The following is a 12,455-nucleotide window of genomic DNA, read 5'->3' on the forward strand; positions in this document are numbered from 1 at the left end:
CCGAACGGGTAGGCCCGTCAAAGCCTTTCAACGAGCGGCCACGCGAAAGTGCGGCAAGCGGGGTGGTACCGCGGCGCTCGCGCACCCGGCGCGGCGTCGTCCCTGTAACGGCGTTTGGCACAGGAGACGACGCGCGACGTGACCGACAAGGCTTACCCCAAACTGGCCGGCGGGGCGCCCGACTTCCCGGCGCTCGAGCTCGAGGTTCTCGACTTCTGGGACCGCGACGACACCTTCCGCGCCAGCATCGCCCGCCGCGACGGCGCCCCGGAATACGTCTTCTACGACGGCCCGCCATTCGCCAACGGGCTGCCGCACTACGGGCACCTGCTCACCGGATACGTCAAAGACATCGTCCCGCGGTATCGCACCATGCGCGGCTACAAGGTGGAGCGCCGCTTCGGCTGGGACACCCACGGGCTGCCCGCCGAGCTGGAAGTCGAGCGCCAGCTGGGGATCACCGACAAATCGCAGATCGACGCGATGGGCATCGCCGCGTTCAACGACGCCTGCCGCGAGTCGGTGCTGCGCTACACCGACGAATGGCAGGCCTACGTCACCCGGCAGGGCCGCTGGGTGGACTTCGGCAACGACTACAAGACGCTCGACCTGCCGTACATGGAGTCGGTGATCTGGGCGTTCAAGCAGCTGTGGGACAAGAGCCTGGCCTACGAGGGGTACCGGGTGCTGCCGTACTGCTGGCGCGACGAAACCCCCTTGTCCAACCACGAATTGCGGATGGACGACGACGTCTACCAGAGCCGCCAGGACCCCGCGCTGACGGTGGGCTTCAAGGCGATCGGTGGCCCGGTGGACGGCGCCTACCTCCTGGTGTGGACGACGACACCGTGGACGCTGCCGTCGAACCTCGCGGTGGCCGTCAATCGCGATGTCACCTATGTCCAGGTGCGGGTGGGCGACCGGCGGTACGTGCTGGCAGAAGCCCGATTGGGCGCCTACGCAAAGGAACTCGGCGAAGAGCCCGAAGTGCTCGGCACCTATCGGGGCAGTGATTTGTTCCCGGTACGGTACGTGCCGCCCTTTCCCTACTTCATGGACACGCCGGATGCGTTCCGGGTGCTTTTCGGCGACTTCGTCACCACCGAGGACGGCACCGGTATCGTGCACATGGCACCGGCCTACGGCGAGGACGACATGGCGGTTTGCGAGGCGGCGGGGATCCGGCCGGTCACCCCGGTCGACGCCAAGGGCCGCTTCGACGCAGGAGTCCCGGACTACCAGGGGCAGCACGTCTTCGACGCCAACGCGCAGATCATCCGGGACTTGAAGAACGGGAGCGGGGCGGCCGCGGCCAACGGCGCGGTGTTGCTCCGCCACGAGACCTACGAGCACCCCTACCCGCACTGCTGGCGCTGCCGCAACCCGCTGATCTACCGGGCGGTGTCGTCGTGGTTCGTCTCGGTCACCGAGTTCCGGGACCGCATGGTGGAGCTCAACGAGCAGATCACCTGGTACCCCGAGCACGTCAAGCACGGCCAGTTCGGCAAGTGGCTGCAGGGCGCCCGCGACTGGTCGATCTCGCGAAACCGCTACTGGGGCACCCCGATTCCGGTTTGGAAGTCCGACGACCCGGCCTATCCCCGCGTCGACGTCTACGGCAGCCTGGACGAGCTGGAGCGCGACTTCGGGGTGCGCCCGGACAACCTGCACCGGCCCTACATCGACGAGCTCACCCGGCCCAACCCCGACGACCCGACGGGTCGCAGCACGATGCGGCGCATCTCCGACGTGCTCGACGTGTGGTTCGACTCGGGGTCGATGCCGTACGCGCAGGTGCACTACCCGTTCGACAACGCGGATTGGTTCCAGACGCACTACCCGGGTGACTTCATCGTCGAGTACATCGGCCAGACCCGCGGCTGGTTCTACACGCTGCACGTGCTGGCCACCGCGCTGTTCGACCGCCCTGCGTTCAAAACCTGTGTGGCGCATGGCATCGTGCTGGGGTCCGACGGCCAGAAGATGAGCAAGTCGCTGCGCAACTACCCCGACGTCACCGAGGTGTTCGACCGGGACGGCTCCGACGCGATGCGCTGGTTCCTGATGGCCTCGCCGATCCTGCGCGGCGGCAACCTGATCGTCACCGAGCAGGGTATCCGCGAGGGCGTGCGACAGGTGCTGCTGCCGCTGTGGAACGCCTACAGCTTCCTGGCCCTGTACGCGCCGAAGGTCGGTACCTGGCGCACCGACTCGCCGCACGTGCTGGACCGCTACATCCTGGCCAAGCTGGCGGTGCTGCGCGAGGACCTCACCGCGGAGATGGAGTCCTGCGACATCTCCCGGGCCTGCGAGCATCTGCGCCAGTTCACCGAGGCGTTGACGAACTGGTATGTGCGGCGCTCGCGTTCGCGGTTCTGGGAGGAGGACCCCGACGCCGTCGACACCCTGCACACCGTGCTGGAGGTGACCGCGAGGCTGGCGGCTCCGCTGTTGCCGTCGGTCACCGAGATCATCTGGCGCGGTCTGACCGGCGGGCGCTCGGTGCACCTGACCGACTGGCCGGACGCGGGCGTCGCGCCCGCCGACGCGGACCTGGTGGCCGCGATGGACCAGGTCCGCGACGTGTGCTCGGCGGCGTCATCGCTGCGCAAGGCCAAGAAGCTACGGGTGCGGCTGCCGCTGCCGAAACTGACTGTGGCAGTGGAGCACCCGCAGAGTCTGGAGCCGTTCGCCGACCTGATCGCCGACGAGCTCAACGTCAAGGCCGTCGAGCTGACCGACGCCATCGACACCTACGGCCGCTTCGAGCTGACCGTGAACGCCCGGGTGGCCGGGCCGCGGCTGGGCAAGGACGTGCAGGCCGCGATCAAGGCGGTCAAGGCCGGCGAGGGCGTCGTCAACCCGGACGGCACCCTGACCGCGGGCCCGGCGGTGCTGCAACCGGGCGAGTACAGTTCACGGCTGGTGGCCGCCGACCCGGAGTTCACCGCGGCGCTGCCCGGCGGGGCCGGCTTGGTGGTGCTCGACGGCACCGTGACCCCTGAGCTGGAGGCCGAGGGCTGGGCCAAGGACCGGATCCGCGAGCTGCAGGAGCTGCGCAAGTCGACCGGGCTGGACGTCTCCGATCGCATCGCCGTGGTGATGTCGGTGCCCGCCGGGCGGGCCGACTGGGCGGCGGCACACCGGGACCTGATCGCCGGCGAAATCCTGGCCACCAGCTTCGGCTTCGGCGAACCGGGGCCGCACGCCGTCGCGATCGGCGACGGCGTGCGGGTGAGCCTGAGCCGAACCTAGCGTCCTGCGCCGTTAATTCGTCGGCCCCGTTCGCTGAGGCGCCGAGACTGCGGTGGTGGCGACGTCGAGGCGAAAAAGGAGCGCTGAACGCAGTCTCGAAGCCGCCAGCGCAGACTGGGCACCGCCGGCGGCGTCTGTTAGCAACCTCCGACGAACTTACGTGCGAGACCACTAGCCGCCGCGTGCCATCCGCGATACGGGCCGATCGATAGGATCAAGTTCGGCGATCACGTGTGCGGGTAGGGCGCCCGGCCGGCCCGGGGCTCCAGTGGTGCGCCGGGCCGGCGGAGACGCCCCATCGATTCCGGCCGCGGCGCAAAAAAGGAGAGACGATGTCTTATCTGGTTACCGGCCCGGATCTGATGGCGGCCGCGGCGGCGAATCTGGAGCGGGTCGGTGCGGCGCTCACCGAGGCGAACGCGGCCGCGGCGGCTCCGACGACCGCGGTGGCGCCGGCGGGCGCCGACGAGGTGTCGCGGGCGGTCGCCGCGCTGTTCTCCCGCTTCGGCCAAGCCCACCAGTCGCTCAGTGCGGGCGCCGCGGCGTTGCACGGAGAATTCGTGCGGACGCTGACCGCCGCGGCCGGCGCCTACGCGGGTGCCGAAGCCGCCGTTGCCGCATCTTTGCGCGGTGCGGGCAACGTCCTTGGTCTGTCGGTGTCGAGCGCGAACCCGGCCGGCGCGGTGGCGCTGATCATGGGGCCCAGCGGCATCCCCGTACCGCCCAACGTGTACCTGCGGGCCGTGAACGATCTGTATGTCCAGGTGCTCGATGCGGGTGCGTCCCCGTGGCCGTTGACGACGCCGGAGGGGCTCTACCCGATCACCGGGGTCAACAGCCTGCGCTTCGACACGTCATTGACCCAGGGCGTCGCCACGCTGTACTCGGCGATCCTGCACCAGATTGCCGTCGGCAACCACGTCGACGTTTTCGGCTACTCGCAGAGTTCGACCCTGTCCTCGCTGGTGATGTCGCAGCTCGCGGCGGATCACGTGCCGTCCGGCGACGTGTCCTTCATCCTGGTGGGAGACCCCAACAATCCCAACGGGGGTTTTCTGGAACGCTTCGTCGGTGGCTTCGTTCCCAGCCTCGGCCTGACGTCCACCGGCGCGACCCCGAGCGACCTGTATCCGACCACGGTGTACACCAGCGAGTACGACGGATTCGCCGATTTTCCCCAATATCCGATCGATTTGCTGTCGGACCTGAATGCCTACGCAGGCATGCTTCTCATTCACACCACGTACGGCAGCCTGACGGCGCAACAGATTTCCAGCGCCACCGATCTGGGCACCTACGGCGACACGACCTACTACATGATCCCCGAGAGCAACCTGCCGCTGCTGGACCCGCTGCGGTGGATCCCGTTCGGCAATCCGCTGGCCGACCTGATACAACCCGATCTCAAAGTGCTGGTCGACCTCGGTTACGGCAGTACGACCCAGGGTTACTCGCCCGGCGCGCCCAACGTGCCGACACCCTTCGGGCTCTATCCGACGAACGTCAGTCCGGGCGAGGTCGTGTCCGCGCTGGCCCAGGGGTTGCCGCAGGGATTCGCCAGGGCCGTCTCCGATCTGCAGACCGGGCAGTTGACGAATTACTCGTCTTTGCAAGGGTTTTACGACGGCATCTACACGTTCGGCCTCATTCCCAGCCAACACCCGACCCTAGCCCAGTTGCTGGGTGCGGGGGCCACCTACTTCAACGCCGACGTCCCCACCACCCCGATCACGCTGACCTCCTCGCCCACGGAAGTCGGCAACATTCTCGCCGGCGTGGTTTCCACGGACGTTTCGGTCACGCTTCCGGTGGTGGACACCGCGCTGGCCGCGTTCACCTCCCTGCCCAATTACGATGTCAGTTTGTTCCTGACCAACCTTGCGGCCGGCAACCTTGTGGCCGCCGTCGGTGATCCGATCGCGGCCGACACGGCGCTGATCCCGTTCATCCTCGGGGCCGGTGGTCTCGCCCCGGTCGGCGAGGCCCTCGTGACGACCGGTTACGATCTGCTCGGAGGCTTCCTGCCGTGAGGCGCGCGGTGGGTCGTGCTTCGCAGCTAGCCCTTGCGGGCGCGCCAGCGCAGCCGGCCTTCGCACACATCGACCTTTACGTCACGAAAACCGATCGCGCGCAAGCGGTCCGGTAGCTCCTCGGGCGAGACCGGGTTGCACGTGTCGCGAACGTGCAGGAGGCGAAAGCGCAGCGAGGACATGCTGTCACTGCCGGCGAACACGCCGCCGGGCCGCAGCACTCGAAAAGCCTCGGCAAACAACCGGTCCTGCAGTTCGGCGGTCGGCACATGGTGCAGCATGGTGAAGGACACCACGGAGCTGAACTCGGCGGCGGGCAACCCGGTGTTCGTGCCGTCTGCGTTGACGATGTGCGCCCGGTCCCCGTAGAGCCGTTGCAGGCGCTGCGCCATGGCGGCGTCGATCTCGACCGCGGTGAGCCGCGGCGTTTTGTCGATCAGCACCCGCGTGGTGGCGCCGTACCCCGGCCCGATCTCGAGGGTGTTGTCGCCGAGGTCCGCGCCGTCGAGCACCCAGGGCAGCAGCTGCCCCTTGACCTGTCGTGCCCAGCGTGCGGAGTTGCAGCACAACCGGTGACACAGGTTCATCGCCATAGCAAAAAACCCTAGACCAATAGCATGTGCAGGTGTGGTGTCCCGCTGGGTACTGCACCTGGACATGGATGCGTTTTTCGCGTCCGTCGAACAACTCACCCGACCGACGCTTCGGGGTCGGCCGGTGCTGGTCGGCGGTCTGGGCGGTCGGGGCGTTGTGGCGGGCGCCAGCTACGAGGCGCGCGCGTTCGGCGCACGGTCGGCCATGCCGATGCACCAGGCGCGCCGGCTCATCGGCGTCACCGCAGTGGTGTTGCCGCCGCGCGGCGCGGTCTACGGAGTGGCCAGTCGGCGGGTCTTCGACACCGTGCGCTCGGTGATGCCCGTGGTCGAGCAGTTGTCCCACGACGAGGGCTTCGGCGAGCCGGACCAGCTCGCCGGGGCCTCGGCCAAGGATGTCGCGACGTTCTGTGAGGATCTGCGTCGGCGGGTGCGCGAGGAAACCGGGCTGACCGCATCGGTCGGTGCGGGTTCGGGCAAGCAGATCGCCAAGATCGCGTCCGGCCTGGCCAAACCCGACGGAGTGCGGGTGGTGCGCCGCGACGACGAGCGGTCGCTGCTCGGCGGATTGCCGGTGCGCCGGCTCTGGGGCATCGGCCCGGTCGCCGAGGACAAGCTGCACCGGCTCGGCATCGAGACCATCGGACAGCTGGCCGCGCTGACCGACGCCGAAGCGGCCGACATCTTGGGCGCGGCGGTCGGGCCGGCGCTGCACCGGCTGGCCCGCGGGATCGACGACCGCCCCGTCGCCGAGCGCGCCGAGGCCAAGCAGATCAGCGCCGAGTCCACTTTCGCGGTCGACCTGACCGGCCTCGAGCAATTGATCGAAGCGATCGGACCGATCGCAGAGCACGCACATCGACGCCTGCTACGCGACGGCCGCGGCGCGCGCACGGTCACGGTGAAGCTGAAGAAATCCGACATGAGCACCCTGACCCGTTCGGCGACGCTGCCCTACCCGACCACCGACTCGAGCGCGCTGGTCGCGATGGCTCGGCGCCTGCTGCTGGATCCCCGCGAGATCGGGCCCATTCGGCTTCTGGGCGTGGGGTTTTCGGGGCTGAGCGAGGTGCGCCAGGAGTCGTTGTTTCCGGACTTGGAGCTGTCGGCGCCCGAAGCGGAATCCGCGCCCGTGCAGACCGCCACCGACGCGGTGTTCGCGCCCCGGCCGGACACCTGGGCGTGGCGGATCGGAGACGACGTCACCCACTGCGAACTCGGGCACGGCTGGGTGCAGGGCGCGGGGCACGGGGTGGTCACGGTGCGCTTCGAAACCCGTGCTCGCGGTCCGGGGCAGGCGCGCACGTTCCCCGCCGACACCGGTGACCTCGCCGGCGCCGATCCGGTCGAGTCCCTGGACTGGCCGGACTATGTCGCTGCGCGGCAAGCCGGTTCGTCAGCCCCAGCGGGCGATGGCCGCGGCAACGGGTAGTTCCGCGGCCAACGCGGCCATCAGCAGCAGCCGGGCCTGGGAGGGCCGCAGGCGGGGCACCAGCACGGCGCCGGCCTCCACCAACTCCTGCCCGGGGCCGTAGCCCGCGCTGACCCGCGCGCCGGGCACCCGGGTGGACACCGCGACCACCACGCCGTTGCGGCAGTGGCGGCGCACGCCGTCGATCACCGCCGCTCCGGCGTTGCCCGAGCCCACCGCCTCCAGCACGACGGCCGCCGCGCCGGCGGACACACACGCATCCAGCGCGACCGCGTCACTGCCCGGGTACACCGCGACGATGTCGACCCGGGGCGCCGTGGCGGCGCTCAGATCGCCGATGTACGGCCGGGTCTTGGGGAGGGTCAGCGCCACCCCGCCGTTGACGGTGCCGAGCAACTCCCCGGCGAAGCCGCTCGGGTCCGCGGTCGTCGCCTTGTACAGGCCCAGGGGTGCCAGCAGGTGCCCGGCGAAGCAGACCAGCACACCCAGCCCGGCCGCGGCCGGGCTGGACGCGACCGCAAGCGCGTCACGCAGATTGCCCGGCCCGTCGGCGTCGGGGGCGTCGGCGCTGCGCATCGCGCCCGTCATCACCACTGGTGTTGCGCCCGCATAGGTCAGTTCCAGCCATAGCGCGGTCTCTTCGAGGGTGTCGGTCCCGTGCGTGACGACCACGCCGTCGGCGCCGCCGTCGATCGCCGCCTGGACCGCGGTGCGGATCCGGCCCCAATCGGCAGGTGTCAGCTGCGAGCTGTCCACGGCCAGGAGGTCGACGACTTCTATCTGCTGATCGCCGCCGAGCCCCGACGTCAGTTCCGCTCCGCTCCGCGTGGGCCGGCGCACCCCGTCGGGGCCGGTGCTGGTCGCGATCGTTCCTCCGGTGGTGACGACGGTGAGCCTTGCCATGGGAGGATCATCCCGCACGGGACGCCGGCGCCCGTTCGCCGAGGTGCCGAGACTGCGGTGGCGGCGACATCGAGGCGAAAAAGTAGCGCTGAACGCAGTCTCGACGCCGCCAGCGCGGACTCGGCACCAGCGGCGTCCGGTAACAACCCCCCGTCGAACTCACGGGCGAGGCCACTTAGGGGATGATGAGGGGGTGTCCGAGGAAACCACGGGATCTGTCGAGCCGGTGGCTGCGACCGGGGAACCCGCGGGCTCTGCACCCCAGAGCCCGCAGCACCCGCCCCGGAGGCTGCGCCTGCTGCTGTCGGTTGCCGCGGTCGTGCTGAGCTTGGACGTCGTGACCAAGGTGCTCGCCGTCAAGCTGCTGCCGCCGGGCCAGCCGGTCTCCATCATCGGTGACACGGTGACCTGGACCTTGGTGCGCAATTCGGGGGCGGCGTTCTCGATGGCAACCGGGTACACCTGGATGCTGACGCTGATCGCGACCTGTGTGGTGGTCGGCATCTTCTGGATGGGGCGGCGACTGGTGTCGCCGTGGTGGGCGGTGGGCCTCGGCATGATCCTGGGCGGCGCCATGGGCAACCTGGTCGACCGGTTCTTCCGGTCGCCCGGCCCGCTGCGGGGACACGTGGTGGACTTCCTGTCGGTCGGCTGGTGGCCGGTGTTCAACGTCGCCGACCCGGCCGTGGTCGGCGGGGCCATCCTGCTGGTGGTGCTGTCGGTCTTCGGCTACGACTTCGACACCGCGGGCCGGCGCAAGGCCGGCCGGCGTTGACCGAGCGCTCGATGCCCGTACCGGAGGGCTTGGCGGGCATGCGTGTCGACGCAGGCCTGGCGCGCCTGCTGGGGTTGTCCCGCAGCGCCGCGGCGGCGATCGCCGAGGAGGGCGGTGTCGAACTGGACGGCGCGCCGGCCGGAAAGTCCGACCGGCTCACGGCCGGCGCCTGGTTGCAGGTGCGGATGCCCGAAGCGCCGGCGCCGCCGGAGAACACGCCCGTCGACATCGAGGGGATGACGATCCTCTACTCCGACGAGGACATCGTCGTGGTCGACAAGCCCGCGGCGGTGGCCGCGCACGCGTCCGTCGGCTGGAGCGGACCCACGGTGTTGGGGGGCCTGGCCGCCGCGGGCTATCGGATCACCACGTCGGGAGTGCCCGAACGGCAGGGGATCGTGCATCGCCTCGACGTCGGCACCTCCGGGGTGATGGTGGTGGCGTTGTCCGAGCGCGCCTACACCGCGCTCAAACGGGCCTTCAAACAGCGCACCGTCGACAAGCGGTACCACGCCCTGGTGCAGGGGCATCCGGACCCGTCCAGTGGCACGATCGACGCCCCGATCGGACGTCACCGCGGCCCCGACTGGAAGTTCGCGGTCACCAAGGACGGCCGGCACAGCCTCACCCACTACGACACGTGCGAGGCCTTCATCGCCGCCAGCCTGCTCGACGTGCACCTGGAAACCGGCCGCACGCACCAGATCCGGGTGCATTTCGCCGCGCTGCACCACCCGTGCTGCGGGGACCTCACCTACGGGGCGGATCCCGTGCTGGCGAAAAGGCTTGGCCTGGAACGACAATGGCTGCACGCGCGGTCCCTGTCGTTCGTCCACCCGGCCGACGGCCGGCGGGTGGAGTTCATCAGCCCCTACCCGCCCGACCTGCAGCACGCCCTGGACGTGCTGCGGGTCGAAGGGTGAATCACGTGGGCTTGCGCGCCTCGGCGAGGACCCGCGTGGAGTGGGCGACGAAGCGCCCCTCGGCCTGAATGCGCTCGTGGAGTTCGGCCAGCCGCTCGCGGTAGCGCTGGACCGTGAAGTCCGGCACCGTCCAGATCACCTTGCGCAGGAAGTAGATGACGGCCCCGATGTCGAAGAACTCGGCGCGCATCCGCTCCATCCGCATCTCCACCACCTGCAACCCGGCGGCCTGCGCCTGCGCGGCCTGGTGGTCCGGATGCAGCTCGGCCCATTTCTCCGGCTGCGGCCCGATGAAGTATTCGACGAGCTCCGCCATGGTCGCCGGGCCGATCTGTTGCGCCAGGTAGGTGCCGCCCGGGCGCAGCACCCGCGCGAGCTCGGTCCACCGCACCGTGATGGCGTGCCGGCTGGTCACCAGGTCGAACGCGTCGTCGGCGAACGGCAACTCGGCCTCGTCCCGGGTCTGCACGACCACCACGCCGCGCGGATGCAACAGCTTGGTGGCCAGGGCCGCGTTGGGCGGCCACGACTCCGTGGCAACCATCGCGGGCGGAAACTTCTCGGCGCCGGCGAGCACCTCACCGCCCCCGGTGCCGAGGTCGCAGGCGGCCGTCGCGTCCGCCAACCGCCGGCTCATCAGCCGTTGGTAACCCCAGGACGGGCGCTCCTCGGTCGCGCGTCCGTCGAGCCAGGAGAAATCCCAACCGTCCACCGAGACCTGTTCGGCTTCGGCAACCAGATCCTCGAAGGTGCGAGTCATGCGGGCGCGGGGCGGCTCACTCGGGCCGGCAGATGAACGTCGCGCCGTTGAAGATGAGCGTGGCCTCGCCCCGGTGTTCGGCGCTGTCCGAGCCGGGGTAGCCGGACCGTTGCAGAAACAGAGCCTGGTGGTCGCCCTTCCAGTTGAGCACCGCGCTCGGCGGGGCCAGCTGGCGGTAGAACTGCGAGGTGAGCTGGCCGAAGCCCGCGGGTTGATAAGCGGCCAGCACGCAGCCGCGGACGTCGGTGTTGTAGGCGCAGCCGTCGCGGGCGGCCTTCCAGTTCTTCCGCGCGGACAGCAGGGCCGCGCGGTCGGCGCCGGGCCGTGCCAGCGCCTTGTGATACGCGGCCTTGGTCCGGTGGTTGAGGTCGTTCAGATGCGGGTCGGCGCAGATCAACTGTTTGACCGCGTTGACCGGCGCGGCGCAGTCGGCACCCGCGGTGGTGCCGGCCGCTGGATGGGCTGCGGCCAACCCGCAGACGCTCAAGACCAGGGCCGCGACGGTGGCGGGCAGCAGTCTCATACCCGCCAAGTATGACCCGTTCGGCGGGTGTCGTATGCGCCACACCGCATAGTCCACAGGTTGTTCGCAGCGTGTGCTCAGATCTTTGCCCGGCTGTTATCTCGCGGGCGACCTCGCGAGCGCCCGGGCGTCGGAGCGACGGGAATCTGTCGCTATCCGCAACCATTCGCTGACCGATGTCCTAGGTTTGCCCTATGACCCGCGTCACACCATGCACCCTGTCCTCAGGAGCGATCGCTGATGAACCTCGGTGACCTCACGAACTTGGTCGAGAAGCCGCTGGCCGCCGTGTCCAATCTGGTGAACACCCCCAACTCGGCCGGGCGCTACCGGCCGTTCTATTGGCGCAACGTGCTCGACGCGGTGCACGGCCGCACCCTCGAGGACGCGGTCGAGGGCAAGGTGGTGCTCATCACCGGTGGGTCCTCGGGCATCGGGGAGGCGGCCGCGAAGAGGATCGCCGAGGCGGGTGGCACCGTGGTGCTGGTCGCCCGCACCCGCGAAAACCTCGAGAAGGTCGCGGACGAGATTCGCGGCAACGGCGGAACCGCCCATGTCTACCCGTGCGACCTGTCGGACACGGACGCCATCGCCGCGATGGCCGACCAGGTGCTCGCCGACCTGGGCGGCGTCGACATCCTGATCAACAACGCCGGGCGCTCGATCCGGCGCTCGCTGGAACTGTCCTACGACCGGATCCACGACTACCAGCGGACCATGCAGCTGAACTACCTCGGCGCCGTGCAGCTCATCCTCAAGTTCGTCCGCGGGATGCGCGAGCGCGGCTCGGGTCAGATCATCAACGTCTCGTCGGTCGGGGTGCAGACCCGCGCGCCGCGCTTCGGCGCCTACATCGCCAGCAAGGCCGCGCTGGACAGCCTATGCGACTCGCTGCAGGCCGAGACGGTCAACGACGGCGTCCGGTTCACCACGGTGCACATGGCGCTGGTGCGCACCCCGATGATCAGTCCCACCACGATGTACGAGAAGTTCCCGGCGCTGACGCCCGATCAGGCCGCCGGGGTGATCGCCGACGCCATCGTGCACCGGCCCCGGCGCGCGAGCTCGCCGTTCGGGCAGTTCGCCGCCGTCGCCGACGCCGTGAACCCGGTGGTCATGGACATGGTGCGCAACCGCGCCTTCGACATGTTCGGCGACTCCCAGGCGGCCAAGGGCGGCGAATCCGATTCGGACTCAAAGGAACTGGACAAACGCAGCGAGACGTTCGTGCGCGCGACCCGCGGGATACATTGGTGACACG

10 protein-coding genes are annotated in these 12,455 nt (G+C 69.4%); 6 read left to right on the top strand and 4 right to left on the bottom strand.

Annotated features, from left to right (window positions below; all coding sequences use genetic code 11):
- Positions 1 to 138: 138 nt before the first annotated feature.
- Entirely contained in the window at positions 139 to 3,255 is a 3,117-nt protein-coding gene (gene ileS / locus ACJ512_RS12395; protein WP_407688380.1) for an isoleucine--tRNA ligase, read from the top strand.
- Between the two features lie 332 nt (positions 3,256 to 3,587).
- Entirely contained in the window at positions 3,588 to 5,285 is a 1,698-nt protein-coding gene (locus ACJ512_RS12400; protein ID WP_407688379.1) for a PE family protein, read from the top strand.
- Between the two features lie 26 nt (positions 5,286 to 5,311).
- On the opposite strand, the gene ACJ512_RS12405 is transcribed toward ACJ512_RS12400, so the two are convergent.
- On the bottom strand, positions 5,312 to 5,878 hold the full coding sequence (locus ACJ512_RS12405; RefSeq protein ID WP_407688378.1) for a class I SAM-dependent methyltransferase: 567 nt from the start codon (positions 5,876 to 5,878) through the stop codon (positions 5,312 to 5,314).
- Positions 5,879 to 5,912: 34 nt separating this feature from the next.
- Between ACJ512_RS12405 and ACJ512_RS12410 the strand changes: the two genes are divergently transcribed.
- On the top strand, positions 5,913 to 7,310 hold the full coding sequence (locus tag ACJ512_RS12410) for a DNA polymerase IV (protein ID WP_461480067.1): 1,398 nt from the start codon (positions 5,913 to 5,915) through the stop codon (positions 7,308 to 7,310).
- On the opposite strand, the gene ACJ512_RS12415 is transcribed toward ACJ512_RS12410, so the two are convergent.
- Entirely contained in the window at positions 7,275 to 8,213 is a 939-nt protein-coding gene (locus ACJ512_RS12415) for an asparaginase (RefSeq protein ID WP_407688377.1), read from the bottom strand. The two genes, ACJ512_RS12410 and ACJ512_RS12415, sit on opposite strands and share 36 nt — an antisense overlap.
- 193 nt (positions 8,214 to 8,406) lie before the next feature.
- On the opposite strand from ACJ512_RS12415, the gene lspA reads away from it, so the two are divergent.
- Together lspA and ACJ512_RS12425 are read left to right on the top strand one after the other, a co-directional pair.
- Complete coding sequence (gene lspA, locus ACJ512_RS12420; RefSeq protein WP_407688376.1) at positions 8,407 to 8,988, top strand: signal peptidase II; 582 nt, start codon at positions 8,407 to 8,409, stop codon at positions 8,986 to 8,988.
- Complete coding sequence (locus tag ACJ512_RS12425) at positions 8,985 to 9,911, top strand: RluA family pseudouridine synthase (RefSeq protein ID WP_407688375.1); 927 nt, start codon at positions 8,985 to 8,987, stop codon at positions 9,909 to 9,911. Before lspA ends, ACJ512_RS12425 begins: the two co-directional genes overlap by 4 nt.
- A gap of 1 nt (position 9,912) precedes the next feature.
- On the opposite strand, the gene ACJ512_RS12430 is transcribed toward ACJ512_RS12425, so the two are convergent.
- A complete protein-coding gene (locus tag ACJ512_RS12430) occupies positions 9,913 to 10,671 on the bottom strand; it encodes a class I SAM-dependent methyltransferase (protein ID WP_407688374.1) in 759 nt (252 codons plus the stop codon).
- A gap of 16 nt (positions 10,672 to 10,687) precedes the next feature.
- Positions 10,688 to 11,194: a lysozyme inhibitor LprI family protein gene (locus ACJ512_RS12435; RefSeq protein ID WP_407688373.1), complete on the bottom strand. Its 507-nt coding sequence runs from the start codon at positions 11,192 to 11,194 to the stop codon at positions 10,688 to 10,690.
- A gap of 240 nt (positions 11,195 to 11,434) precedes the next feature.
- Here ACJ512_RS12435 and ACJ512_RS12440 point away from each other — a divergent pair, with 240 nt between their 5' ends.
- Positions 11,435 to 12,451, top strand: coding sequence for an SDR family NAD(P)-dependent oxidoreductase (locus ACJ512_RS12440; RefSeq protein ID WP_407688372.1), 1,017 nt, complete (start codon positions 11,435 to 11,437; stop codon positions 12,449 to 12,451).
- Positions 12,452 to 12,455 lie beyond the last annotated feature (4 nt).

Origin of the sequence: Mycobacterium cajalii (assembly GCF_045809005.2) — a bacterium.
Lineage (GTDB): Bacteria > Actinomycetota > Actinomycetes > Mycobacteriales > Mycobacteriaceae > Mycobacterium.

Bases quoted from the DNA above. Each gene is read 5' to 3' on its own strand.
- ACJ512_RS12400 (WP_407688379.1), top strand. From the start codon at position 3,588: ATGTCTTATCTGGTTACCGGCCCGGATCTGATGGCGGCCGCGGCGGCG.
- ACJ512_RS12405 (WP_407688378.1), bottom strand. From the start codon at position 5,878: ATGGCGATGAACCTGTGTCACCGGTTGTGCTGCAACTCCGCACGCTGG.
- ACJ512_RS12415 (WP_407688377.1), bottom strand. From the start codon at position 8,213: ATGGCAAGGCTCACCGTCGTCACCACCGGAGGAACGATCGCGACCAGC.
- ACJ512_RS12430 (WP_407688374.1), bottom strand. From the start codon at position 10,671: ATGACTCGCACCTTCGAGGATCTGGTTGCCGAAGCCGAACAGGTCTCG.
- ACJ512_RS12435 (WP_407688373.1), bottom strand. From the start codon at position 11,194: ATGAGACTGCTGCCCGCCACCGTCGCGGCCCTGGTCTTGAGCGTCTGC.
- ACJ512_RS12440 (WP_407688372.1), top strand. From the start codon at position 11,435: ATGAACCTCGGTGACCTCACGAACTTGGTCGAGAAGCCGCTGGCCGCC.